The 24477-nt window shown below is 65.1% G+C and carries 22 protein-coding genes and 3 pseudogenes; 15 read left to right on the forward strand and 10 right to left on the reverse strand.

Annotation, left to right across the window (positions count from 1 at the left end; translation table 11 throughout):
- On the reverse strand, positions 1–700 hold a 700-nt coding region (locus AB0H00_RS27530; RefSeq protein ID WP_357271920.1), incomplete at its 3' end, for an FAD-dependent monooxygenase.
- Between AB0H00_RS27530 and AB0H00_RS27535 the strand changes: the two genes are divergently transcribed.
- Positions 591–914, forward strand: a complete 324-nt coding sequence (locus AB0H00_RS27535; RefSeq protein WP_357272053.1) for a hypothetical protein — start codon at positions 591–593, stop codon at positions 912–914. The two genes, AB0H00_RS27530 and AB0H00_RS27535, sit on opposite strands and share 110 nt — an antisense overlap.
- A gap of 87 nt (positions 915–1001) precedes the next feature.
- On the opposite strand, the gene AB0H00_RS27540 is transcribed toward AB0H00_RS27535, so the two are convergent.
- Positions 1002–1790, reverse strand: coding sequence for an SDR family oxidoreductase (locus AB0H00_RS27540; RefSeq protein ID WP_357271923.1), 789 nt, complete (start codon positions 1788–1790; stop codon positions 1002–1004).
- Between the two features lie 73 nt (positions 1791–1863).
- Here AB0H00_RS27540 and AB0H00_RS27545 point away from each other — a divergent pair, with 73 nt between their 5' ends.
- Entirely contained in the window at positions 1864–2478 is a 615-nt protein-coding gene (locus AB0H00_RS27545; RefSeq protein WP_357271926.1) for a helix-turn-helix domain-containing protein, read from the forward strand.
- 135 nt (positions 2479–2613) lie between these two features.
- Here AB0H00_RS27545 and AB0H00_RS27550 read toward each other — a convergent pair whose 3' ends face one another.
- The gene (locus AB0H00_RS27550) at positions 2614–2952 is read right to left on the reverse strand and encodes a hypothetical protein (RefSeq protein WP_357272045.1); all 339 of its coding nucleotides are present in this window, start codon (positions 2950–2952) and stop codon (positions 2614–2616) included.
- On the opposite strand from AB0H00_RS27550, the gene AB0H00_RS27555 reads away from it, so the two are divergent.
- Both AB0H00_RS27555 and AB0H00_RS27560 read left to right on the forward strand, forming a co-directional pair.
- On the forward strand, positions 2869–3321 hold the full coding sequence (locus AB0H00_RS27555; RefSeq protein ID WP_357272055.1) for a hypothetical protein: 453 nt from the start codon (positions 2869–2871) through the stop codon (positions 3319–3321). The genes AB0H00_RS27550 and AB0H00_RS27555 overlap by 84 nt on opposite strands.
- Positions 3322–3581: 260 nt before the next feature.
- Entirely contained in the window at positions 3582–3797 is a 216-nt protein-coding gene (locus AB0H00_RS27560) for a hypothetical protein (protein ID WP_357271928.1), read from the forward strand.
- Between the two features lie 204 nt (positions 3798–4001).
- On the opposite strand, the gene AB0H00_RS27565 is transcribed toward AB0H00_RS27560, so the two are convergent.
- Entirely contained in the window at positions 4002–5225 is a 1224-nt protein-coding gene (locus AB0H00_RS27565; protein ID WP_357271930.1) for an FAD-dependent monooxygenase, read from the reverse strand.
- 36 nt (positions 5226–5261) lie between these two features.
- On the opposite strand from AB0H00_RS27565, the gene AB0H00_RS27570 reads away from it, so the two are divergent.
- On the forward strand, positions 5262–5876 hold the full coding sequence (locus AB0H00_RS27570; RefSeq protein WP_357271932.1) for a hypothetical protein: 615 nt from the start codon (positions 5262–5264) through the stop codon (positions 5874–5876).
- Between the two features lie 676 nt (positions 5877–6552).
- A complete protein-coding gene (locus AB0H00_RS27575) occupies positions 6553–8358 on the forward strand; it encodes an acyl-CoA dehydrogenase family protein (protein WP_357271934.1) in 1806 nt (601 codons plus the stop codon).
- A 435-nt stretch (positions 8359–8793) separates the two neighbouring features.
- On the opposite strand, the gene AB0H00_RS27580 is transcribed toward AB0H00_RS27575, so the two are convergent.
- Entirely contained in the window at positions 8794–9318 is a 525-nt protein-coding gene (locus AB0H00_RS27580; protein WP_357271936.1) for an alpha/beta hydrolase, read from the reverse strand.
- Between the two features lie 423 nt (positions 9319–9741).
- A pseudogene (locus AB0H00_RS27585) lies at positions 9742–10197 on the reverse strand (cytochrome P450); the annotation flags it as partial.
- A gap of 631 nt (positions 10198–10828) precedes the next feature.
- Here AB0H00_RS27585 and AB0H00_RS27590 point away from each other — a divergent pair.
- Both AB0H00_RS27590 and AB0H00_RS27595 read left to right on the forward strand, forming a co-directional pair.
- Positions 10829–11998, forward strand: a complete 1170-nt coding sequence (locus tag AB0H00_RS27590; protein WP_357271939.1) for a cytochrome P450 — start codon at positions 10829–10831, stop codon at positions 11996–11998.
- Positions 11997–12077, forward strand: a pseudogene (locus AB0H00_RS27595) (hypothetical protein); the annotation flags it as partial. The gene AB0H00_RS27590 and the pseudogene AB0H00_RS27595, both read left to right, overlap by 2 nt.
- Positions 12078–12381: 304 nt before the next feature.
- On the opposite strand, the gene AB0H00_RS27600 reads toward AB0H00_RS27595, so the two are convergent.
- Complete coding sequence (locus AB0H00_RS27600) at positions 12382–12885, reverse strand: GNAT family N-acetyltransferase (protein WP_357271941.1); 504 nt, start codon at positions 12883–12885, stop codon at positions 12382–12384.
- Between the two features lie 349 nt (positions 12886–13234).
- On the opposite strand from AB0H00_RS27600, the gene AB0H00_RS27605 reads away from it, so the two are divergent.
- The 3 genes from AB0H00_RS27605 to AB0H00_RS27615 all read left to right on the forward strand — a co-directional run bounded on the left by AB0H00_RS27605 (position 13235) and on the right by AB0H00_RS27615 (position 15852).
- Positions 13235–13870 (forward strand): LLM class flavin-dependent oxidoreductase, encoded by a 636-nt coding sequence (locus AB0H00_RS27605; protein WP_357271943.1) that lies wholly within the window; start codon positions 13235–13237, stop codon positions 13868–13870.
- Entirely contained in the window at positions 13801–15195 is a 1395-nt protein-coding gene (locus AB0H00_RS27610) for a choice-of-anchor P family protein (protein ID WP_357271946.1), read from the forward strand. Before AB0H00_RS27605 ends, AB0H00_RS27610 begins: the two co-directional genes overlap by 70 nt.
- A gap of 456 nt (positions 15196–15651) precedes the next feature.
- Positions 15652–15852 (forward strand): hypothetical protein, encoded by a 201-nt coding sequence (locus AB0H00_RS27615; protein ID WP_357271948.1) that lies wholly within the window; start codon positions 15652–15654, stop codon positions 15850–15852.
- Between the two features lie 772 nt (positions 15853–16624).
- Here the strand turns inward: AB0H00_RS27615 and AB0H00_RS27620 are convergent.
- Complete coding sequence (locus AB0H00_RS27620; RefSeq protein WP_357271950.1) at positions 16625–17839, reverse strand: lipase family protein; 1215 nt, start codon at positions 17837–17839, stop codon at positions 16625–16627.
- Positions 17840–18454: 615 nt separating this feature from the next.
- On the opposite strand from AB0H00_RS27620, the gene AB0H00_RS27625 reads away from it, so the two are divergent.
- The 3 genes from AB0H00_RS27625 (at position 18455) to AB0H00_RS27635 (ending at position 23266) form a co-directional block, all read left to right on the forward strand.
- Entirely contained in the window at positions 18455–19906 is a 1452-nt protein-coding gene (locus AB0H00_RS27625; protein WP_357271954.1) for an alpha/beta fold hydrolase, read from the forward strand.
- 613 nt (positions 19907–20519) lie between these two features.
- Entirely contained in the window at positions 20520–22496 is a 1977-nt protein-coding gene (locus tag AB0H00_RS27630) for a neutral/alkaline ceramidase (RefSeq protein WP_357271957.1), read from the forward strand.
- A gap of 500 nt (positions 22497–22996) precedes the next feature.
- Entirely contained in the window at positions 22997–23266 is a 270-nt protein-coding gene (locus tag AB0H00_RS27635) for an HAD family phosphatase (protein WP_357271959.1), read from the forward strand.
- A gap of 3 nt (positions 23267–23269) precedes the next feature.
- Here the strand turns inward: AB0H00_RS27635 and AB0H00_RS27640 are convergent, their stop codons facing one another.
- The gene (locus AB0H00_RS27640; RefSeq protein WP_357271961.1) at positions 23270–23800 is read right to left on the reverse strand and encodes a hypothetical protein; all 531 of its coding nucleotides are present in this window, start codon (positions 23798–23800) and stop codon (positions 23270–23272) included.
- A gap of 188 nt (positions 23801–23988) precedes the next feature.
- Here AB0H00_RS27640 and AB0H00_RS27645 point away from each other — a divergent pair, with 188 nt between their 5' ends.
- A complete protein-coding gene (locus AB0H00_RS27645; RefSeq protein WP_357272057.1) occupies positions 23989–24126 on the forward strand; it encodes a hypothetical protein in 138 nt (45 codons plus the stop codon).
- A 37-nt stretch (positions 24127–24163) separates the two neighbouring features.
- On the opposite strand, the pseudogene AB0H00_RS27650 reads toward AB0H00_RS27645, so the two are convergent.
- A pseudogene (locus tag AB0H00_RS27650) lies at positions 24164–24375 on the reverse strand (IS1634 family transposase); the annotation flags it as partial.
- Positions 24376–24477: the final 102 nt, after the last annotated feature.

Raw genomic sequence — 24477 nt, forward strand, 5'->3', positions numbered from 1 at the left:
GAGTGCCCGCGAAGGCGTAGATCCGGTTGCCCGCCATCGGCAGGATGCCGAACTCGGCCCGATACCCGAACACCAGGCCCACCCACTCCGGCGGCCGAGCGTCGACGATCCATCGCCAGCCGGTGATCCCGGTGTGCCGGACCGCACCCGCCTCCGGCCAGATTTGGCAGCGGGTGAGACTGTGCATTCCGTCCGCCGCGACCACGAGGTCGAATTGGTTAGTGCCCTCGGCGGTTTCGATTTCTCCGGACGCGTCGACTCGGATAACCCTGGACCCGGGACGCAAACACTCCGACGGAAGCGCGTCGACCAGAACAGCGATGAGATCGGCGCGATGGACCACCACGAGATCGTCGCCGCCGATTACCTCACGCACCCGTCCCCACACCAGTTCGCGCCCATGCCGGCTACGGAGCCCGCCGATGTGGTCCGTCATGGCCTCAGCCCGGATGGGTTCGCCCACCCCGATCAGATCGAGGGCAGCTAGCACGTTCGAGGTCAGCATGACCCCGGCTTCGACCTCGGTGAACTCGGCGGCTCGCTCATAGACCGTCACCTCCCAGCCAGCCGCTCGCAACGCGATCGCCGCGGTGAGCCCGCCGATTCCGCCGCCGACTATCCCTGCGCGCCTGATACTTTTGGCCTCCGGCGCGCTCGCGCGACGAACAGGAATCCTGCTCACGCCCGAGGAAGCCCGCATCCCTGTGATCGTCGCCAGATCCGGGCAACTCGCTGACGCCATTCGCAACGAGCTTCCGGCCCAGGCATGGCGTGCGGCACTGACCGAGGAGACCGCGATCGCCATCCATCAGGCATTCCTCGCCTATGGCCCCAGCTCACTGACCGAGATCGCGCCGCAGCAGCATCGGCAGCGAAGAAGTACGAGGAAGCCTCGACTGCGGTCGGTGACCTGATCGAGCTGACGAACGCGGAGCAGATGGCGCTACTGCGTGACCCTGAACACATCCGGCGCACCTAGGGCGACGCAGGAGCAGCGCCCGCTAACGGCGGGCCATCCGGCCCATGAACCGGACGATCAGGCGGCGCGGCAGGAACTTGCTGGCGAGGGCCAGCGGGCGGCCGTTGGTGATCACCGACGGGGGCGCGGAGCGGCGGTCGAGCGTGTCGAGGGCCGTCCTGACGACGTCGGCAGGGGTGGCTCGCTTCGCGCCGTAGTCGGCCGACTGGCTACCGGCGGCGTCGAAGAACTCGGTCTGCATGGCGCCGGGGCACACGGCGAGGACACGTAGACCGGTGTCGCGGTTCTCTTCCCACAGCGATTCGGTGAAGCTGAGAACGAAGGCCTTGGTGGCGCCGTAGACGCTCATGTACGGGGTCGGCTGGAAGCCCAGCAGGCTCGCGACGTTGATCAGGACGCCGGTGTCGGCGGAGGCCAGCGGATCGATGTAGGCGCGGCTGAGGTCGACCAGCGCGCTGACGTTCAGCGCGATCATGCTCTGCAGGCGGTCTGGATCCTCGTCGGTGAGGGCGTCGTGGGTGCCGAAGCCGGCGTTGTTGACGAGTCCGGTGGCGTAAATACCGCGGGATTCGAGTTCGGCGCGCAGCGTGCGACCAGCGTCGGGCAGGCCGAGGTCGCGGGCGACGACGGTCACCGTGACGCCGTGGGCGCGGGTGAGTTCGTCGGCCAGGTTCTCGAGCCGGTCCGCTCGGCGGGCGACGAGTACGAGATCCGAGCCGCGACAGGCCAACTGGCGCGCGAATTCCGCGCCGAGCCCGGAACTCGCTCCGGTGACGATGACGGTCTGGTGGCGATAGTCAATTTTGCTCATGACATGCACTCTACGCACATTATTGCACGGCGTGCAAGTTATTACATAGCACGAAGAGATGTACCATCGGTGCATGGCTCAGAAACCGGCACCTCTTCGTGAGCAGACCCGCTCGGTGGTCCGCTCGCTACTCGCCCGAACCGCCCTCGATCTGTTCGCCGCCAAGGGGTACGACGACACGACACTCGAGGAGGTCGCCGCCGCAGCGGGTGTCTCTCGGCGAACCTTGTTCAACTACTTCCGCAACAAGGAAGACCTCGCACTCGGTGGCCTGTCCGAACAGGGCGAGCTGATCGCTGCCCGCTTCGCCGAGCGCCCGGCCGATGAGGACCCGTGGACGTCGCTGCGCGCGGCGTTCCAGGTGCTCGGGGAGATCGACATGAGTGTCGAGCGCCGGCTCGAGATGACCACGCTGCTGTTCGGCAATGAGAGCCTGCGCGCTGGGCACGCCGAGAAGCAGGCTCGCTGGCAAGACCTGCTCGCGCCGTTGATCGAGCCGCGACTGCCCGACTCCGACCGCCGCACCCTGCAGGCGCGCGCGATCGCGGCCGCGGCGATCGCCTGCCTTCAGGCAGCAACAGACGAGTGGATGCGCCTGGGCGGACGGGGCGACCAGTTCGACCTGTACGACGCGGCCGTACAGGCGATCCGCCGTCCCACCTCACAACCAGAGAAGAAGGCAACATGACCGATCGCCTGCCCGCGGCGGACCTACCGAACATGGTCGCCGCCCTCCGCGCCGAACGCGCCGAGATGCTGAACTTCACCACCAGCCTCACCGACGAGGAATAGACCGCGCCCAGCGCCGCAGCTGGATGGCGCATCACCGACGTCGTCGCCCACATCGGTGCGACGGCGCGGAACTTCTACACACCCGCCGGGCTGCGCACGACCTTCGCCGCCAGCCTCGAACAGCTGAACGAAGACCCCGTCGACCGACGGCGAGACTGGAGCCGTGCCGATGTGATGGCCGAGTACCAGCGCGCCAGCCGTCGAGCCACCACGCTCCTGGACGTCGTGAGACGCACGCCCGCCACCCGAGTGCGGGTACGGCTGGGCCGAACTCGGTCGCTACCCCATGGGTCCGCCGGTACAGCTCGGCGCTGTCGCGCAGGGACTGTGCGATGCCCTCCAGTCGAGGGTTGCCGCAGCCCGCGATCAGTGCCCGATGGAACTCGCGGTGATGTTCCGGCCATTCCTCGTTGACCGTCTCGCCGTCCGGGTGCATGGTCGGGGTTCGATCCAGGATGTGGCGGGTCGACAAGATACCCGTTTCCCAGCACTGCACGACACCCACTGGCAAGCCGCGCACTGGTATCGACGCACTCAGCACACGCGGGTGCGCCTGCCGATCCACCGCGACCTCCTTGATGACGACCCAGAAGGACAACCTCGTGCGCGGGTCCGCGACCCGCCGCTCAGCTTCGATCGGGTCCGCCGCGAATACGGCTGGCGCACAGTGGTCGAGGACTTCACCCAGGAAGTCGCGGTAGCATCCCACTGGATCAAGGAGGGGACGTCAACATGGTGACCGCGCTCGTGGCGGCATTCGCCGGCATGTTCGGTATCGCAATCGGCCGGTTCTGGGACACCCGAGCGGAGTCGGCGCGTTGACGTCGAGATCAGCGCGCCACCAGCTATCTTCGGATTGCCGAAGCCTACTGGGGCATCCTGCGTGAGCAGGACGGGATCGCAGGCGCGAGTATTACTCAGCATCCGAGAGACCCCCGAAATTGGGCGCTACTGAGTCCCAGCGGGTTAGCTGCCCTGGATCAAGGGAACGGCGCATTCATGTCCGTTCTGGTGCACGGATCGCCCGGCGTCGCCCACGCCGCCAAGCTTGTCGACGACCTCATTGATGTTTGCGGAACCAAAGCCGCGACCGCACATCATGATTGGGACTCATGGACAGCTGAGATCAGACCCCTCGAGGAGTCCTTTCAGAAGCTGCTGGCGGCGGCCATTCGAAACGATCTCGAACTCCAGCCCCACACTTCGGCGTTCTAGCTCGCCTCCTGCGTCGATCAGTGGAGCCATCGCAGGACCGCGACCGGATCCTTCAGACCGTGGCATCACCGGATGGTCTGAGCCACAGCAGGTCTCACCTGCAGGCCCACCGCGCCGGTTCGGTCAGCACGGTGTGCGGCATGAGCGGACGTAGTCCGGCGGGCCTACCGCAGCGTCGTCCCTGTCGACACGTCGATGTGACGTCTACGGCTTGGCCGACGAGGTGATCGGCGGTTCGGCCGGGGCCCCGGAGTCCGGCACCCCTGCGAAGTCGGGCAGCTCGATGCCGTTGATCGCACGCTCGATCAGCTCGAGATCCCATTCGACGTCGGGCTCGGTGCCCGGCTCGACCTGCGGCGCGGGGACGGTGAGGCTACGAGCGTGCAACCGGCCGATCTCCTGGTTGGCCTCGACGAACGAGCGCATCCGCCGCTCGTAGCCGGCGAACCCGGCCTGCGGGTCCCATCCGGCGGCGGCCAGCTCTCCGGCCAGCAGGTAGGCGCCGACAAGGGCCAGCCCGGTGCCCTGCCCGGACATCGGCGACGAGCTGAACGCCGCGTCCCCGAGCAGCCCCACCCGCCCGTTCGACCAGCGGTCCATCACCACCTGGGCGACCTGGTCGAGGTAGAAGTCCGGGGTGTCGTCCAGGTGCGCGAGGATGTGCGGGGTCAACCAGCCCATGCCGGCCATCCGCTCGCGCAGCAGGCGCTTCTGGGCCTCGACGTCGCGGTAGTCGACGTCGAAGTCCCCCGAGGGGAAGGAGAACATGGCCATCGCCCGGGTGGCGTCCTGGATGGGCCGCAGGCCGGCGGAGCGCCCGGACTCGTGATAGTCGATCAGCCAGCGGTCCAGCCCGAACTCGTTGGGCACACTGTAGAAGGCCAGCACGTGCCCGAGATGGCGGACAAACCGCTCCCGCGGCCCGAAGACCATCGCTCGCAGCGCCGAGTGCAGCCCGTCCGCCCCGACCACCAGGTCGAAGCGCCGCCGGTCGCCGCCTTCGAAGGTCACGTCGACCCCGTCCGCGTCCTGGGTGAGCTCGGCGATCCGGTCGCCGAAGATGTACTCGACACCGTCGCGGGTGTCGTCGTGGAGCACCCGGGACAGGTCCCCGCGCAGGATCTCGATCTCCGCGATGTACCCATCGCCGCCGTCGTCGTCCGCGCGGAAGATCTCCAGCACGTTCCCATCCGCGTCCACGGTGTGTGCGCCGGCGGTCTCGGTGCAGGCCGCGCGCACCGCTTTGTCCAGCCCCATCCGCCGGATGACCTCCTTGGTCACCCCGCGCGCGTCCACCGCCTGCCCACCGGGACGCAGCTCGGGGGCCCGCTCCACCACGGTCACCTCGGCCCCTCGCCGGTGCAGCCAGTGCGCCAGCGCGGGCCCCGCGATGCTCGCCCCCGCCACCAGCACCCTGGGACTGCTCACTGCGCCCCCCTGCTCACCCGTCCGGACCGTTTGCTCGTGCGCAGGTTTGTCGACGCTCATCATTGCCTCCATGTGGTTCCTTCCGCACTGGAACAGTCCCAGCACAGGCCCACCGCTGTCGGTGTATCCAGCGGTATCGACGGCGGATCCACACAAAATTCATCGGTGCAGCCGAGATCGTGTCCACGCTCCTGCGAACACCCTGAACTCGGCTACTTAAGACTGGTGCCAGGGCGAATCGGCGTCGAGGTCGCGGTGGCAGGCCTGGCTGCCTTCCTGGCCGTCGATGAAGCGGTGCTGATCGTGGTCGGCTCCGCCAAGGTGGTTGCACCAGTCATGGTGACAGCAAGCGAGGGAAACCAGCGGCTGGTCGACGTGGTGGCCGTTGTTCATGCCCAGAAGATCGAGGACGGCAGGACGGTGCTGGACGTGTCGGCATCGACTGCTGCCGTCGGCATCATCGCCGCTCCGCTGCCCCTACCGCCGACGGCAGAACGTCGAGCGGGCAACCTGCGTTGTTCCGAGGCCGAAGGACTGGCTGAACCCGAACCCGAGCAACTGAATCTCAGCCCAGCCAAGCTTGCTCGTTTGCGGCTGTTGGTCAACCGCGCTCCGGCAACCAGTGGGACGACCGGCCGATGCGGTCGCTGACTGGTGTCTTTGTGGGCCGGTAGGCGATCAACCTGAGCCGGGATAGGATCTGGGTGCTCGGCGGGGTGGGCGCGGGCAATGTCGCCGGTGGGTTGGTGTTCGATGTCGCCTCGATTGCGAAGCCCGCCCCTGTGAACCCCGCCTATCATCCGTGGGCCCGGTGCGCCGGTAGCCCGATAGCCGCAGGTCGCTCGGTGTCGCAGCCCGCGACATACCGACACCCTGCGGCCGGGCGACAGCCACAGGATTCCAAGGGCCTGGATTGGTACACACGGTGCGGCCCTCGTCGCCGAAATAGTTTGTAGCAGAACATCTTTGATGAACAAAGTCGCGTCGCACTTTGCGACACAACGCATTCCAGCTGACGGGATCCGCTTACCCTACCGCTCGAATAGACCCCAAAGACCCAAAGGGCCCCTCGCCACACTCCGCACTTCGATGAGCTGGGCAGAGTGGTGATAGTCAGGCGTGCTGAGACCGTTTTCGTGCTGTGATGGGACATTCTGTGGCACAATATGTTTCGTGTCCTGACCAACCTATATGACGAGTTTACTGCCCTGGCGTCGCGAGCTGGAATGATCGCGCGCGTGACCGAGCAGGACACACGGATGGCGGAGTTGAAGACCGAGGTCGTCGAGTTGCGGCCGAGGTCGACAAATGGGTGGAAGGTTGACCTATGTCTACAAATTCAAGCGAAACTGCAAATAACCTCGCGGTTCTATTGTTCGGCAATCGACACGCCGCATCCAAGCGTTGGAACAAGTTATTTAGCGATCCAGTATTCGAGCAGAATTGGTGGGCTGCCAAGGAGCGCCCGGGGGACAGGGCTTATGAACGGTACATGTGGCTGCTCCCGTACCTGCAAGCCACCGAGATCACGTCCGATCTTTCGGAACTGGTGGCGTTACATGAGCAGGCCACTATCGTTGATCCCCATTTCGGCTCTCTGCTGACGGTGCAAGTGAACCTCGTACTGGGGACTCTGCTGGAACAACACTCGCGCGACGGCGACGTTGCGGCGGCTTTGACAGAGCTGCTGCAGGGCCAGGCGGTGGGTGCGTATGTGCTTACCGAACTCGGTCATGGCAGTGACTTGAACAACCTGGAAACAACCGCGGTGTACGACCCGTCCGATGGTGGAGGATTCGTGCTGCACACGCCGACGGACACGGCAGCGAAGTTCATGGGCACCACCGCTCCGCCGCCGCTGCCCGGCGTAGCGCGGTTCGGCATCGTCTTCGCCCGGCTGATCCTGGGCGGAGTCGACCGGGGTACATATCCGTTCCTGGTTCGGCTGACCAATGCGGATGGAACCCTTCGACCGGGCATCACCATCCGGCGCTTGCCTGAAAAGGGACTAGGGATGGACAACTCGTTGACTCGCTTCGACGGTGTGCGCGTGTCAGGCGAGTGCCTGCTGTCTCATACAGGGACCCGAATCGACGAAGATGGCGAATTGGTCTCACCTATTCCCTCCGACAACCAGGCGTGGCGCGCGATCAGTCGGGTGCGGTTGGGACGGCTATGTATATCGGCCATGGCTGCGGCCGTTTCTCGGGCCGCCCTATCTATCGCCGTGCGCCACGGTACGCAACGGGACATCGCGAGCATGGCCGGCGGCCGCGTTCCGCTATCAGAGGTTCCCGCGCATCGTGATCGGCTGTTGGATGCTGTAACCGACACCTACGTCGCCACCAGTGCCGTGCGGCTAGCCATCGACGCTTTCGAGGCAGCCACCGACGACGAACAAGCGCCACCGATCACCGACCTTGTTTCGTTGACGAAGCACTTCACAACCTCCACAGCAGTGCACGTATGCAACGAAGTGCGCGACAGACTCGGCGCTCAAGGAGTCTTCGCACACAACAAGGTCGTGGAGTATCGCGATCTCCGTGACGCTGCGGCTACTGCCGAAGGTGACAGCTACGTGATCGCGCTACAAGCCGCCTACCGACGACTATCCCTCCCCGATGAGTGGACACCAGGATGCTTGGACAACCTCCAGCCCTGCGATATTGACACCCCCGACAGCTGGCTGGAATGGATGGCCGCCCGTGAACTCTACCTTCAGCACAGAGCGCTGGAAGCATACAAGAACACCGCTAGCGACCGCCAGACACGTTGGGACAGTGCCTATCACCTGGCCCTGGCCGCGGCTGAAGCGCACCTCGTATACCGGGCAGTGAAGGCACTCGCCGACCACGCCAGTCGGCTTCCCGTCGGCCCCCGACGTGTAGTGGAGAACATCATTACCCTCTTCGGCATCCGCCAGTGCCTAGCCCATGGCGCGGCGATGCTACCTGATGGTCCGTTCCCCAAGACGTCAAGACCGTTGCCGGACATGCTGACCGAGGTGCATGACCTGCTGGCTCCGCACCTTCTCGACCTCGTCGGTGCGTTCGACATCCCTACAGGGCTCCTTCGCACGCCTTTCGAGGCAACGAACACGTTCGTAACGCAGTACACGAACACTTTGAGCTGAAACCATCCCTCGCCGTGACCATGGTCACGACGAGGGAAACTGTTGCAGCAGAAGCAATCTCGAAACGATCAAGTCCAGGGTGACAGGGCGACGTCGAGGCGGTCAGCGACTTCCGGCAGCTTCTCGCCGAGTTCATTGAGCATGCGATCATGTCGGCCAGCAACCGATTCCCCATCAGTGTGGTCGGGCCGAGGAGCATCAGCCGCTGGCCTACCACCGAATGCAACAGAGATCGCACCCACAGCCACGACGCTTTGGGGCAGACGCTCGTAAGGTTGCGACGGACCCCCGGCTGGGTCGGTCTCGCGGACCGACCCAGCCGGGGTGGGTCAGGCCACCTCAACCTGGATGGCGAAAATCGCAGGCCATCATCGAGGTGGTGACTTGAAAAGGATTGTGATGCTGCTGCAGCGGATGCCTACCTGGAGGGGTTAGTTAGGACTGGTCTGCCAGAGCGAAGAGCTTCTCCAGATGCGGCGCCACCAGATCGGCTTGTTCGAGCGCCACCGAGTGGCCGCCTCGCGGGACTGTCACATGACGGCCTCCGGTCGCTTTGGCGACGCCCTCCCCGGAAATATCCGCCGGGTAGGCCTGGTCATCGTCGCCGGCGATGCCTAGCACTGGCACGTTGCATCCGCCCAGGCGCTCGGGCAGGGCGGGCCGGTCGACGACCTGAAACGCGGCGTCGCCGATAGTCTTGTCGAGCCGCCGGAAGTTGTTCTGCCAGGCGGTGATCAGCGACTTATGGTGGGTCATGCTCCAATTGCCGAACATGATGTAGGTGACCGTGTCGAGCACATCTTGTGGCCCTTGCTCGGTCTGGATCTCGCCGGCGACGCCGTGCTCGCTGAGGTGGTCGATCAGCGGGTCGAACTCGGGGCGCCGGTATTCGATTTCGGCTGAGGACCCGAGCGTGGCGACGGAACGGACGAGGTGCGGATACAGCGCGAGCAGCCACAACGCGACCATGCCGCCCTGGCTGTTGCCGAAGTAGTCGACCTTTCCCAATCCGAGTTTTGGATGAATGCCGCGTTGTCCTCAGCGAGCTTGGGCATGGTCAACTGTTCTCGCGGGGCACGGGCGCTCTCGCCCTGTCCGCGATGGTCCAGGACGTACACCCGATGCCCGCGCCCGGCGAGACGGTGCATCAGCGGGTACAGCATGGTCCGATCCATGAACAGCGAAGGCGTGCCCACGACCGGTGGACCGTCGACCGGCCCCGCCACCGAGTATGCCAAAGTCGCCCCGTTTACCTGCACTTTTCCTGTTTCCATCAATTTCCTCCTAGGCGGTGGCCGGGTGGGTAGGTTGTGCGGGTCGTAAGGCCTGCGGTGGGTGCGCGGACAGGTCCGACGCGGGTGCGTTCGTTCGAGGGAACTGGCTTTAGGCGATGTTCAGCGGCGGCGATGCGGAAAAGACGACCGGTAGTTCGGTCAGAGCGCGGTGGAAAGCCCCCGGCCGCCACGACAATTGGTCAGCCGGGCAAGCAAGCCGCATTTCGGGCAGTGCGTCGAGCAGCTGATCGATGGCGTCCATTGCGATCTGGTACGCCAGCGACCGGGCGGGGCAGGCGTGCGGTCCAGTACTGAACGCCAGGTGTGAGCTGTTGTCGATGTAGTCCCCGTTGTGGATCGCCGGGTCGTTGTTACACGCGGTCATGCTGATGACGACCGGCTGGTGCGCGGGCAGCCAGACATTATCGATCAATATCGGCTGCCTCGGGTAGCTGACGCAGTGGTTCGCCAACGGCGGGTCGGTGAACAGCACCCTATCCAGCGCGTCACGTGTCGAGAGGCTACCGCCGACAAGGCCGCCCGCGAACCCGTCGTTGGTGAGCACTGTTCGCACCGGCATTCCCTCACCGTCGCACCGCAGCGCTGCGTCCGCGCATCGCGCCAATCACCGACAGCCAGGTGGACCAGCTGTCGGCGACCCCGCAGGGTGCGACGAGCAAGCGATTCGCATACCCGCTCCCGATCCAGGTCACCACCGAGCTGATCGGGGCGCCGAACAGAACACCTGGGACCCCGTCATCCGCGCCTGCGTCGACGGGTTCTGCGACACCACGTTCACGCCGGAGCAGGTATAGGACAACTCGTCGAGATGTATCGGCCTAGCTCATCAGTGAACTCGTGGCTTTCTAACGGGAAGAGCCCGTCGCTCAGTTTCGTCTCGAGTGGGTTTGGGCGCTGCCGGTGTATCCAGCGGCATGGCATAGCCTCACTTTCGTGAGTGTTCAAGCGAGAAATGCTGTCAGACAGGACATCTTGCCGCCATCGCCTGGCAGTAGACACACCCTTATACTGTCTCCGCACCCGAGCAAGGCACACCCGAGTTCACTCACACGCCCGTCGTATCCTGTTCCTTTCCTGGAGTCACGTCTTTGACCACACCACAGCACTCAACCCAAGCCGGCGCTTGCCCTGCCGGGCACGGATCACCGATCGACACCGACGTTCCCCGATTCGCGATGTACTCAGAGGAATTCGCCACCGACCCGCATCATGCCTACCGCGAGATGCGCCGCCAGTATGGTTCGCTGGTGCCGGTCGAGCTGTCGCCCGGTGTCCCCGCCACGCTGGTGATCGGCTACCACACCGCAGTGCGAATCTCCAACGATCCTGACCATTTCCCGGCCGACCCGCGCACCTGGCAGCAGAGCGTACCCGCCGATTGTCCGATCCTGCCCATGCTGGAGTGGCGCCCGAATGCCTTGCGCAGTGCGGGACTCGAGCACGCGCGCTACCGGCAGGCCAACGCCGCCGCCATTGACGGGATCGATCTGCACGCCCTTCACAGTGCCGTCGAGGAGGTCGCGGTCCCGCTGATCAATACGTTCTGCGAGGACGGCGCGGCCGACCTGATCAGCCAGTACGCCTTCCCGCTGACCTTTGCCGTGCTCAACTCCATTGCCGGTTGCCCGCCGGACATCGGCCAGCAGGTGGCCTACGGCATGGCCGCGATGTTCGAAGGAGTGGACGCCGACAAGGTCAACGCGATATTCGGCGGTGCGTTGTTCGACTTGATCACCCTCAAGCGGGCTGAGCCGGGCGACGACATCACCACGCGACTCTTGGCCCATCCGGCCAATCTCGCGGACGCTGAGTTGATCAATCAGCTGGTCACACTCTACGGCGCGGGGATCGAACCGCTGCAGAACCTGATGGCCAACACTCTGCTGCTTATGCTCACCGACCCCCGGTTCGCCGGAAATGTGCCCGGCGCGGCCCCTTCGACGAAGGACGCGCTCAACGAGCTGCTGTTCACCGACCCGCCGTTGGCGAACTTCAGCGTCACCTACCCGAGGCAGCCGACCCTGATCGATGGTGTCTGGTTGCCCGCGCACCAGCCGGTGGTCATCAGCATGTCGGCGTGCAACAACGACCCGGCGATCCACGACGGGGACTACACCGATAACCACTCGCATCTGGCTTGGGGTACCGGGCCGCACGCCTGCCCGGCCAAGTCCGTTGCGTACCTGGTCGCAAATAATGCGATTGATCAACTGCTCGACGCGCTCCCGGAAATACGGCTCGCTTGCTCGGCCGATCAATTGGTCTGGCGGCCAGGGGCTTTCCATCGCGCTCTGGCGACTATGCCGGTCGTTTTTCCCAAATCCCCACCGTTGACAGTTTTTTAAGGTTCCACTGCGGGTGGCGGTCATGGACTGCGTCGTGAACGGATCGGGTGAGGCACATGAGGCCGATCGCGGCGTGGCCGGGCCGGCGCGACAACCGCGCCAGAGCCTCGGCCACCGCGCGAGTGGCGATTTCGCGCGCTTGCTCCAGTGACACCATCTCGGGCTCGTCGCTGTACGTGATTTTCAGGTCCTTCATCGGCGAGCCAGCGGCAATAGGCGCTCTTGGTCATGCCGAGTCCCGCGGCGCGCACCTCGACACGCAAGTCCAGCTCCTGAGGCATTTTCACCGAGCGTGCCTTCATGCGGTCTTCGGTTCCGGCCTCGGTGTCGGGAGCTGGGGCCTCGGGTGCGCCGAGGCGTGCGTGCGCACACGTCGCCGGGCGCTACGGGTTCGCCGGTAGAGTAAGCCGCATTTCGAATTCCAGGCGCGGATCTTCGGGGGAGATGGCTCCTGCGGCGCCGGTGCGGCGGAAGCCGTGGCGGTGGTAGAGGCGTTCGGCGGTTTCGTTTCCGCCGGAGACCTCCAGGTGGATACCTGGGTAGCCGCTGGCAGTGGCCCAGTCGACGACAGAGCGGACGAGGAGGTCGGCCACACCGGTGCCGCGTGCCTCGGGGGCCACCCACATCGAGATCAGATGTGCGGCATTGTTTTCCGCGACTGCGCCGACGGTACCGAGATCGTGATCGCCTGCGGTACCGAGAAACTGGGTGCGGGCGGCGAGTAGGTCTCGCCAGTCCTGGTCGGTGCGGGCCCGTGCGTGGGCCAGCGTGGATCCGAAGGCGTAGGGGGCCTCGGCGAGGGCCAGCAGCCGGATGCGGCGGAAGCGGTGCCAGTCGTCAGGGCCGAGCTGATGGATGTGGACCGACTCGATTTCCATGGCGGTCATAATCCCCCACCGCGACTGGTTCCGACACGGCAGACATCTGCGTCGATGCAGTGAAATATCGTGGTAGACAGCATGGCTTAGAGGTGACGTCGAGGCCGATGCCCTGGAGTGCGTTTTCGCCCCACCGAGCCCCGTTGACCCGCCATTGGCCTGCGACCTGTTGCGTCTGGTGCGGCACAAGATCCTCGTTCCCCGGCGATCCGCTCTGTCTGCGTGCGGAGCCGTTGGTGCACCGTGACGAGCGCACTATGCGACTGGTGTCGCGTCGCGGCGGAGTCCCGCACCGCCGGGATTCCCGCTGCCTCCCACGCTTCCGCTGCTGGACACTGTCGTCGGGCTGACACTCGTTGTGGCGCACACTACTACGGTTAAGGTCGCCGGCGGCATCATCCTCCTGCCCCTGCGCAATGCCGTGGTGCTGGCCAAGGAGTTGACCAGCCTCGACCGAGTGGCCGACGGCAGGCTGATCGTCGGCGTCGGGCCGGGCTACGTGCCGGAGGAATTTGCCGCCGTTGGTGTCGCCATGTCCGAGCGGGCGGCCCGCACCGCCGCCAGCGCCGCCGTGTCCACCAGCACGCTGCCCGTCGCCTGCGCCAGCGACTCCTGCACTCGCTCCGGCAGTTGCGCTTCCGTCACGTCCACACCGAAATGCCAACCGTGCGCGTACCTGTCGGGGACGGCAAGCCTGATCGCTACCGACCGCCGATATCACCACGGCCCGCCGGACACACCGCGTAGCCTGAAAGGCGATCAGCCAAATGCTCACCAGCGCAGCGTTATTGCGAACGGGCTCGTCGACGGAGGGGTGCATATCGAATGTCCGAATCGACCCACAACCTCGAAGATCAGTCGGTTACACCTGTCATCAGTCGGGTTGTCAGAGCAGACGACTTCAACGACGGTGCAGGTTCCGGATTGGAGACCAAGACCGACGGCGCTGATGTCGTCGCCATCTCCGCGGGGGATAACCACGATCTGGCGCTGACCGCCGACGGCCATGTCATCGCCGCGGGCTACAAGAGGGCGTCGGAGATCCTGGCCAAGACCGAAGGCGAGCGAATTGTCGCCATCTCTGCGGGATTTCGCTACGATCTGGCGCTGACCGCCGACGGTCGGGTCGTCGGCGCAGGCGACGACCGGTACAAGCAGGTTTCCGGCATCGAAGCCGCAACCGAGGGCACGCGCATCGTCGCCATCGCCGCGGGAGACGAAACAAGCGTGGCGCTGACCGCCGAAGGTCGCATCATCGCAGTCGGAGACGACTATTTCAAGAATGTATCCGGCATCCTGGCCAAGACCGAGGGCAAGCGCATCGTCGCCATCGCCAGCGGCTTTATCACCATTTTGGCACTGACGGCCGACGGCCAGGTGGTAGCCGCAGGCGACAACGATTTCAAGCAGGTTTCCGGCATCGAGGCCGCAACCGCCGGCAAGCGCATCGTCGCCATCGCCGCGGGACCGAACCACAGCCTGGCGTTGACAGCCGACGGCGAGGTCATCGCCGTCGGCTGGGACGAAGGCGGTGAGGTTTCCGGCATCGTGGCCAACACCAAGGGCAAGCGCATTGTGGCCATCGCCGCGGGAGACGGGGAAAGCCTAGCGCTGACTGCAGGCGGACATGTCATCGCCGCGGGCCGGGGCTCCAGGCTCGTGGCCAAGACCGGCGGCAAACGTGTCACCGCCGTCTCTGTCGGACCGCATCACAGTCTGGCGCTAGTTCAACAGGTGCCGGTGATGTCCGGGCATGCGGCGGTGGCAGACCTGCCGCGGGCCACGGCGCCCCACGAACTCGCCTCCTCCGACATCGGTCGATCGGCCGCCGCGGTCTCGCAACATACCACCGCTGCCAATGGCAAGCTGACCAACGGGCATGATCAGTCGGTTCAGATAACAAGTGGCGCAAGCGAACTCTCCGGCACCGTCAGCGGCGACATCCGCACCGTGCACGGGACAGTCACCGCGGCAAACGCACAGGCCGGAACCAATGCCCCGCTGGTGGCCGCTGCCACCGCCATGGACCTCGATGTCACCGTCACCGCAGCCCACGGCGGCACTGCCACCCCTGCTGTGCGCCTGACATTTCGAGAGCTTCAGATCAATGGCCAGGCACAGCCGACGACGCCGGCGCCCAACACGACCGTCGCACTCGACGGCGGCGCCAAGGTCATACTCAACCGTCAGCAACCTTCCAGGGACGGAATAGATGTCACCGCCGTCGTCCTGTACGACAGCACTGGTGAGGTGATGCGCCTGGGGCACATCAGCGCCCACCTGCCCACTGACGACGCCCAGGCGACGTCGGAGCGATGATCCGGGATCCAGCTGCGTCAGGGTTTGGTCGAGTAGGGAGCAGTCGGTCCCGGTGGCGCTGCAATACGGCGGGGTTGAAGGCGTCGGTGTCGGGCATGGTGAAGCCGTGAAGACCTGCTAGAGGCCGATGCCTTGGAGCGCGTTGGGTCGACGATGTGCATGTACCCATAGAGGGAGGAGCTGTTCACTTTCCAGCCGCCTTGGGCGGCAATGGTTTTCGCGTCGTGCCCGGCGCGGCCGGCTTCGGTGGCCATGTCGGATCGCAGGCTGTGGCCGGTGAGGTGTTGGCCGATCTCCGCGCGGGCAGCGGTGCGGGTGATGATCTCGCCGACGGCGCGGGGGAGAGCCTGCGGGTTCCGGGGTTGCCGTGCCGGTCGATGGGCAGGAACAGCCGGCCGTCGAGGAGTTCGGCTTCGGCGGTCCAGGTGGTGACGGCGCGGATGGGCAGGTGCTGGGGTGGGCGCCGCGCGGCACGGCGACGGTGCGGGCGCCGGTCTTGCCGTAGCGGAGCCTGACCACCAGGCCCTCGTCCTCGATGGTGATGTCGTCGACGTCGAGTGCCGCGAGGTCGGAGCGGCGGGAGCCGATCGCGAACCCGAGCAGCATGACGGCGCGGTCGCGGATTCCGGCGAGAGTGTCGGGGGAGCTGGTTGCTGATGCGGCGCAGGTGGCGCAACGACCACCATGATCGGTGCGACCGAGTATTCCGCGGCGAGCCCGAAGTTCCCGGCCACGTGCGGTCCGCAATTGAGGCTGACCGTGGCGATCAACAGTGTCGCTTCGAAAGCGACGATCTTGGTGCGTTCCACTCCGTGACCGAGCCGGGCGGCGGTGGCGGCTCGAGACATGATCTCCAAGACCGGTACCGAGATCACGGCCTCGATGCCGAAGGACAGGATCCACAGCAAGCCACCATGTGGGCCCGGTCGGGCCGTCGGCGGGAAGATTGCGTCCGACATTGACCGCTGACCACAACCAGCCCCACGGCCATGACCACACGCAGCCGCAGCGAGCACCACGTCGCCTTGCGATGCAGCGTGGCCTCCTGAGCGTCGGCGCTGGTGAACCGCCGCCGACTGGCTCGTGCCCGAGCATGCCACCGGCGCTGACGGTCGTCGTGGCGGCGGATCCGCTCGATCTCGCGGCGGTCGCGGTCCTCGGCGGCGAGGTCGGCGACGAACACACGTTTGCGTTGACGGCACGCTTTACGACGCTCATACGGTTTGGAGACGTTTGTCAACAGCACGCATTCACCCAGCGGCGAGACGGGAGCCCTGGATGGTCAAGAGGCCCTCGCAGGGACAATGCCTGCACCGCCGAAACATGTCGCCAACCCTCGTAGGGCGTGGCGTCTGCCCGTCCGTAATGAATGAACAGCCGTTCACCGTGGCAACGTGACGTGTTGGCGCAGTTGAGATTGGTTCTTCTTTTACTGCACCACGCACCCCGGGGCTGGTGGGGTGCCGGCGAAGCGGTCAGCGAGGAAGTTCATGCCGCCGAATGCTTCGCCCGCGGCGGCTCCGACGTGCGTCGGGAACGGCGAGTGGATCGCGGTGAGGGTGGCGCCCTGAGCGCAGTAGGTATCCACAAGGGCGGTGTAGCCGGCGACGGGGATCTTCTCGTCGGAGACGCTGTGGTACAGATACAGTGGGGTGTCGGGGGCGGTGCCGCCGAGTTCGTTGGGCGCGGCTGCATTGCGGAAAGCGGGATGCGCCAACAAGTTCGGAACCGCGGCGAAGTCGTCGATGTGGACGTCGGGGTATTTCTGAGCCAGATCCGCACCGCAGGCGGACGTGCCTGTGGCGAGCAGCGCGCGGCGGCCCCGGTCGTTCAGCAAGTCGGCCAGCTGGGGGTCGGGTTCGTTGCGGGCCAGCCCGAGCAGGATCAGTAGCGCCCCCACGGCGCCGTCGGCGCGTTGTGCCATGGTCGGGATATCGGTGGGGACTCCGCCGGCGCTGGTGCCGACGATCCGCACCTCTGGTGCGTACTCCCGGCGCAACTGCGTGGCCCACAGCGTGGCGTAGGCTCCGCTCGAATATCCCCATGTGCCGATCGGGCTGGAGGCATCGATCCCGGCCGGCGAGAAGGACTGTGCTGCCCGGATTCCATCCAGGACTCCACGCCCGGATGTCACGCCGTCGAAGAGCCGGGATTGCGGCCCTTCGTAATCGCTGACCACGACAGCCCATCCGCGCCGCAGTGCGTCCGCGATGAACGGCGCCTCCTGCATGGTGCTCGCCATGTCGGTGATGCGTCCGCCGCGCAGCGTGGAAGACGGCGCGCACTGGCTGTCGAGACTGTTCTCGGGTATTTGGTACGACAACACCGGCCGCGGCCCGGCCGAGGCCACCGGTGGCACCAAGACCGTCGTCACGTCCAGCTGCGGTTTCTCTTCAGAATCAGTTGTGCGATAACGCAATTGCCATGCGGCCACTGGTATCGGCAGGCCGAGCAACGTGATCGTCCGCGACCCGAGCACCGCGCCGTTCGGATGCGATGCGAGATCGGTGGGTGCGGCATAGAAGGGATCGTCACGAGGTGGCTGCACCGCGGCTCGCGCGACCGGCATCGACAATGCTGCCGACAGCATGATCATGGCGAGCGCGAGGACCGCAAGCCATTGCCGACCGATCCGCCCCCACATCACTGGTTGCCAGGGCGCGCAGTCGACCGGCAGGCCGGGCGCATCGGTAGCTGTGCGGCACGCATTTTTCCGATATGTCGATAATGTATTCCCGGATTCCATCCCGCCTCCGACTATCCGACGCGCAGGGCACTGCGGGCCCGCACCGACCCGCCGCAGCGCTTTGGGTCCATATCACGGTAGCATAACTACGCCACGCTCACAGATGAAAGTTTTAACCATTTTCATCGCCGCCCAGCAAGGAGAGGAGGTCAGATGGTCCGAGCAGATACCAGCGCTGATTCTGGCCGAGATATTGCGGGCAATTCCTTGGCATACGCTGCTATCGCGCCGATCTTTTCTCCGTGCACGTCGGTGAACACCGCAAAGCATGATGTCGTAGGCTCAATCCGATGTGACCGGGGTAAACATGGGTGATGCCTCTGGAAACCACTGCTTCGCCTAGCCGGTTTCAGCAAATGGCAGTATGGTCGGCGGTTCGAGACCCCGGAAATGGCTGTGCGGCGGAAAATGATGCGTACACGGAGGTCGCGGGCAGGAGATGCGATGCCGATACAATGGATTCGATGGATCGTGCTGGGGGTCATATCGACAGCCACATTTGCCACATTGCCCATGGGACTGGCAAGCGCCGATCCGGTCGATGACATACCGGCTGGGCTGGAGTCGTTCTATCACCAGCAGCTGGACTGGAAGCCGTGTAACGACGCAGTTCTCGATGCTGCGGGGGCTCGTTGCGCGGGCGTTGTCGTACCACTCGACTACAACCGACCGGACGCACGCAAGCTGACCGTAGCGATCTCGCGCATCCCGGCCACCGACCCGGCCCGCAGACGCGGGATCATGCTGTCCAACCCCGGCGGTCCCGGCGGTCCGGGCCTGGGCATGATGGTCGACCTCCGGGATCGGCTCACACCGGATGTACGTGCCCAGTACGACCTGATCGGCATGGACCCGCGTGGTATCGGCCGATCGGACCCGATGAAATGTGCGCTGCCGCTGCCCAGCATGTTGTTCTCGGCCGGCTACGACGCTTTCGGCTACGCGCGCGACGCCACCTTGGCCGCCGCCCTCGCGGCTTCCTGCGTATTACCTGATCGCGAGAAGGCCCAGTTCATCACCACGCGCAACACCGCCCGGGACATGGATGTCATCCGAGGCGCATTCGGTGAACGCGAGGTCAACTATTACGGCGGCTCCTACGGCACCTACCTGGGCGCGGTGTACACGCAGATGTTCCCTCAGCACAGTGACCGGTTCGTGCTGGACAGCGCCATAGACCCGGACCGCTACTGGATCGGCACCTACCAGGACATGGGCGCCGTCAACGAAGCCGGGCTGGACGACTGGGCGATCTGGGCGGCCCGCCACGACGCCGACTACCACTTCGGTAGCAGCGGACCGCAGGTCCGAGCCTTTGTCGAGGACATGATTCGCCGTGCCGCCACGCATCCGATCATCGGCAACGGCTATCTCATCGATGAACACACCGTACCGGTGATGCTGCTGGCGCTGTTGTCGAATCCGCACAAGAACACCAACCTCGCCGAGGTCGTGCGGCTGATAGCCGACGCAGTGTCCGGGCTGCCCATCGACATGGAGCAGCTGAAGGCGAATATCAGCGGCCCCGTTGCGCTGGACGCCTCGGGCATGGCAGCAGTCATGTGCGGAGACAAGGCCGCACCCCGAGATCCGGCCTGGTATCGCCGCAACATCGAACGCGTCCGGGCGAGCCAACCGGTGTTCGGCGCGTTCGCCAACAACATCACCGCCTGCGCGTTCTGGCCGGAGCCCATCGAGCCACCCACCGCCGTGCACAACCCGACACCAGCCCTGATCCTGCAGGCAACCCGCGACACCCGCACCGCCTACCAGCAAGGCCTTGCACTGCACCAGGACCTGACAGCGTCACGAATGGTCACATTGGCAGACACCCGCGTTCACGGCATCCTCCGCGCCGACCTGAGCCACTGCGTGAACGACGTCGTCAACACCTACTTCCGTGACGGTATCCTCCCCGGTGCCGACCTCACCTGCCAACGCGACCCCAACTCTCTCCCCGACTAGGTTGTGTCTCCCAATGACCTGAGCCCCGAAAAGTGCCCTGGGGGACTGTGGATCTCACGGTGTTTGCGGCCGCGAGGTGATGACTAGGGCTCCCTCTACAAGCCTCCACCTGGCTGGTCAAACAACCCCACCCGGCTACAGGTCTTCGGCCCGAAGGCTGTGGTCCGGTCCAAGCGGCGCGCAGTCGTCGAGATCGGTGGCCCTTGGGGATCGATCAAACCGGATCTCGACGGATCCAGAGGCGCCACCTGAACACCGAGAACCTGATGCCGCACACGCTGCTTCTTACGCGGATCGGGGACCGACTCGAGCACCTCCAGCAGACTCCGTCTCTGCTCGCCACCGACCGCGCCGACCGCGTCGAGGTGGCGCGAAAGCATGGCGATAGGAGACGATGACACAGCAGTCACGGTGAGGCTCCGAAGATCGTGTAGGAACCTTCATGGTCGACAGTCCCGCCGCGCTTGCCACGAAACCACCCTCCATTGTCGTATGGAAATAGCGAAACCACAGTGCACACAACACAATCCGACTTCACTCTCGCTAGTTGTCGGTGTAATGAATCCGGACGGCTGCCGCGGGCCGGTGCCAACAAGACGGAAGACAGAGGTTGATGCCGGAAACGAAGTATTCGACCGACCGCCACCTGGTCGGGCGCGCCATTGCCGACATCACCGGAGAACCGGCCGAGGTCGGCATGCTCGGCTATGGCAAGGCCGATCAGAAGACCACCGGAATACACATCCGGTTGCGCGCCCGCGCTTTCGTCTTCGTGGACCCGATCTCCGATCGGCGGGTGCTGCTGGTCGTGACCGACCTCCCCCTGATCTTCTCCAGCATCACCCAGGAGGTGCTGCACCGCCTGGTTCAGCGCTTCGGCGACACCTACACCGAGTCCAACGTGATGCTCACCGCAACCCACACCCACTGCGGGCCCGGCGGCTATTCGCACCACCGGTTTTACAACAGCTCGATCGGGTTCCGCCCCAAGACCTTCGCGGCAATCGTCGACGGCATCGTCGAGGCGGTGGAGCGGGCACACGAGGATCTCGCACCGGCCACCCTGCGCCTGACACACGGCGAGCTGCGCGAGGCCAGCGTCAATCGCTCGCGTGCGGCATTCGACCGAAATCCGCAGGAGGAAAAGGATTTTTTCCCCGACGCCATCGACCCGCAGACGACCTTGCTGCGCATCGATCGCGAGGGCGAACCGGTCGGCGCCATCAACTGGTTCGCCTCGCACGGCACGTCGATGACCAACCGAAACACGCTGATCAGCGGCGACAACAAGGGATACGCGGCCTATCACTGGGAACGCGTGGTCGAGGGCGTGGACTACCTGGCGGATCCGGATCCCGACTTCGTCGCGGCATTCGCGCAGACCAACGCCGGTGATATGTCGCCCAATCTGGACGGCAGGCCCGGTCACGGCCCTACCGGCGACGAGTTCGAGAACACCCGGATCCTCGGCCTGCGCCAATACGAGGCCGCAGCGAAACTCGCCGCGGGATACATGCCTCGAATGGCCGGCAGCATCGATTACCGCTTCGTGCATGTCGATCTGTCCGCGGTGACCGTGTCCGCGGAGTTCACCGGAGACGGGCGCGAGCACCGCACCGGCAAACCTGCCGCGGGTGCGGCCGCCTTCGCCGGCGCGGGGTTCGACGGACCTACCCACTGGAAGACCTTTCACGAAGGCCGTAATCCGGGCTGGGATGTGCTGTCGCGGTTGGCGTATCGGTTCGCGCCCGCACTGCGGGATGTGCAGGCGCCCAAGGCGATCGTTGCTCCGGGCAGGCTGCTCAATCGATTAGGGCCGTACGTGCAAGAGATCGTTCCGGTGCAACTCGTCCAAATCGGCGAGCTGTATCTGCTCGGTATTCCGGGCGAGGTGACGATCACCGCCGGCCTCCGGTTGCGGCGCACCGTGGCAGCCATTCTCGGCGCCGAGCTGGCCAACGTCCTGGTCGCCGGATACACCAATGCCTATATCCATTACGTCACGACTCCCGAGGAGTACGTCGTACAGCACTACGAGGGCGCGAGCACCTTGTTCGGTCGATGGGAGCTGCCGGCCCTGCAGCAGATCGCGGCGCAGCTCGCGACCGCGATGCACGACGGCAACGCGGTACCGTCCGGTGCCGCGGCACCCGATCTGTCGGAGCTGCAGCGGCCGTCGAAAACCACACCGCCGCCAGACTTTCCGCCGGTGGGACGGAACTTCGGCGACGTGCTCACCGAGCCGGAGCCGGCGTATCGCGCCGGGGAGCAAGTGAGCGTCGAATTCGCTGGCGCGCACCCCAACAACGACCTGCATCGCGGCAAGACTTATCTCATGGTGCAGCGGCGCGACGGGGATCGCTGGCGAACGATCGCCGACGACGGCGACTGGACGACCACCTTCAGCTGGTCGCGTGGCCCCGCCCAGAGCTCGCGAGTCACCATCGTCTGGCACAGCCCCGCCGACGCGACACCCGGCAGCTACCGGATCCGGTACTTCGGCGACGCCGTGAAGCTCGGCGACGACCGCGTCCCCTTCAGCGGCACCTCACCGGAGTTCCGGATCCACGATGAGGATCACGGCAAATGACCACACCCACATCTGCGATCCGCACCGGACTCGCTCACTGGGCTTGTTGCCGACCTGTTCTCGAGACGACCGAGACCTATGTGACGTGTGCTCCCTCGGAAGCGATACGCTTCGACGTCCCTCGAGTAGAACCGCGAGTGCGACGCGCAGTAGCTGTAACCGGCCACCCAGCCAGCTCCGAACGTTGCACCGTGAGCCGGGACATACCGCAGGGCACCGGGGTACAGTCCACGATCCAGCAGTCATGCAGCCAGAAGTCGCTGGATCGTGCCAGCATCCGGATGACCCGCTTGACCAGGCCGAGTCCGGCCCGCAGGCGCTTGTTGTAGCCGGACTGCTGAGGCAGATCCGGGAACATACCCCTCGAGTGCTGCGGGCATATCGCAGCCAGTGTGTTTCGGAGGTGAATCCGAGCAAGGCCTGGGCGGGGCGACGGCGACACAGACGAGTTCGGAGCCGGTCAAAACCGGTGGACGGGTCCAGCTCGAATACTGAATGGGGTGTGGTCCTCGGAACGAAATGCTCGAGCTGCTGACGGAAGCTTGTGCCGACGGGGCAAACCGCATCCGGACGGATACCTCCATGCCGCAGCCAGGTTGGGCGTCGAGCCAGCTGGGTGCGTGGTGGTGGAGGACGCCCCGGCCGGGATCGCTGCGGCGCGAGCGGCCGGCATGCGCGTCATCGGCATCACCACGACGGTCGAGCGCGAGCGACTGGAATGTGAGTGCTGCGTCGATGATCTCACGGCCTTGACGGTGGAGGCGTGCTGACAATCAATGTTCCTCGGCGATTCGACCGTCTTTACGTCCGTAATCATCCTCCACCCGGACATTGTCGGTGCCGTCGTCGGCGGTCGACGCCTCAACGAGAACAATGTCCGTTACCGCGGCGACTCGATGCACGGCGCCCGGATCCACATGTGCCACTGAGCCGGCCGGAAACGGGATCAGCTGATTCGGCGCGTCCAGCGCAGCGCGATAATGCAGAACGGCATCCCCGTCCAGAATGAAGTACGTCTCCCGCTTGTGTTCGTGGTATTGCAGGCTGGTCCGGTGCCCCGCCCGGATGCGGACCACCTTGAAACCGAACGGACTGTCTGACTCGTGCAACCATCGTTCCTGACCCCACTGTTTGACGACGTTCTTGACACCAGGGAACGTGAGCATCCTGATCCCTGGTGCCACGACCTGCGGTGTCGCGGCCTCGTGCGGAACGTCCTCGGGAATCGGTTCCGCGATTCCCGGCGCCCGGTCGATCGGATCGGCACCCGTGCCAGTTCCTGTTTCCTGCGAGGTTTTTTCCACGCTGCCAAACCTGCCCATCCGGTATCAACGTCATGAGCCCGTGAGAATTCTCAGATGCGTATGACGTGTAAACTACGGACGTTTCAGTCCGCCTCATTCCGCTACAGCATCTCAGATCCAGGAAGGGTCCGCTACCTTTATGGCCTAAGCGGCTGCCTATCAGCGATATCGCCTTCGCCAAAGCCGCGGTGTCGGCCCGGCTGCTCGGGTTCCCGACCCGAGTCCGCCCACCGCTGACCGCAGCGTCATCCGAACAGATCCGCGAGATCCACACCGTCGTGGGCTCGCTGCTGCCGCAGCTCGCCGGTGACCCCGCGGAGCGTTGACCCGAGTCCGGGTCAGACCGCCACGATGCTGCCGGTGAAACGCCGACACCATCAGCGGGAACCCGGTCGCGTCGGTGAGCAGGCCGATGATGATCTGTGGTTCCAGGCGGCGTTCCTTGGTGAACCCGGTTCCCGGAACCCGTTACCGACGTCGGTTTCGAAATACAGGGTGCTCACGTCGTAGAGCACCAGCGACGCCGGCCCCAGCCCGGCGTGGGCCGCGCACGCGGCCGACAATGATTGGCGGAAACCTTCTTTCGCACCAGATAACCAGCAAAAGCCCAGATCAACAACCCGCCGCAAAGAGCCGCGCCGAAACGTGTCCGAAGTCAGGTCTCGCCAGGAGGAACC

The organism is Nocardia sp. NPDC023852 (assembly GCF_040639505.1).
In the GTDB taxonomy this organism is placed as follows: domain Bacteria; phylum Actinomycetota; class Actinomycetes; order Mycobacteriales; family Mycobacteriaceae; genus Nocardia.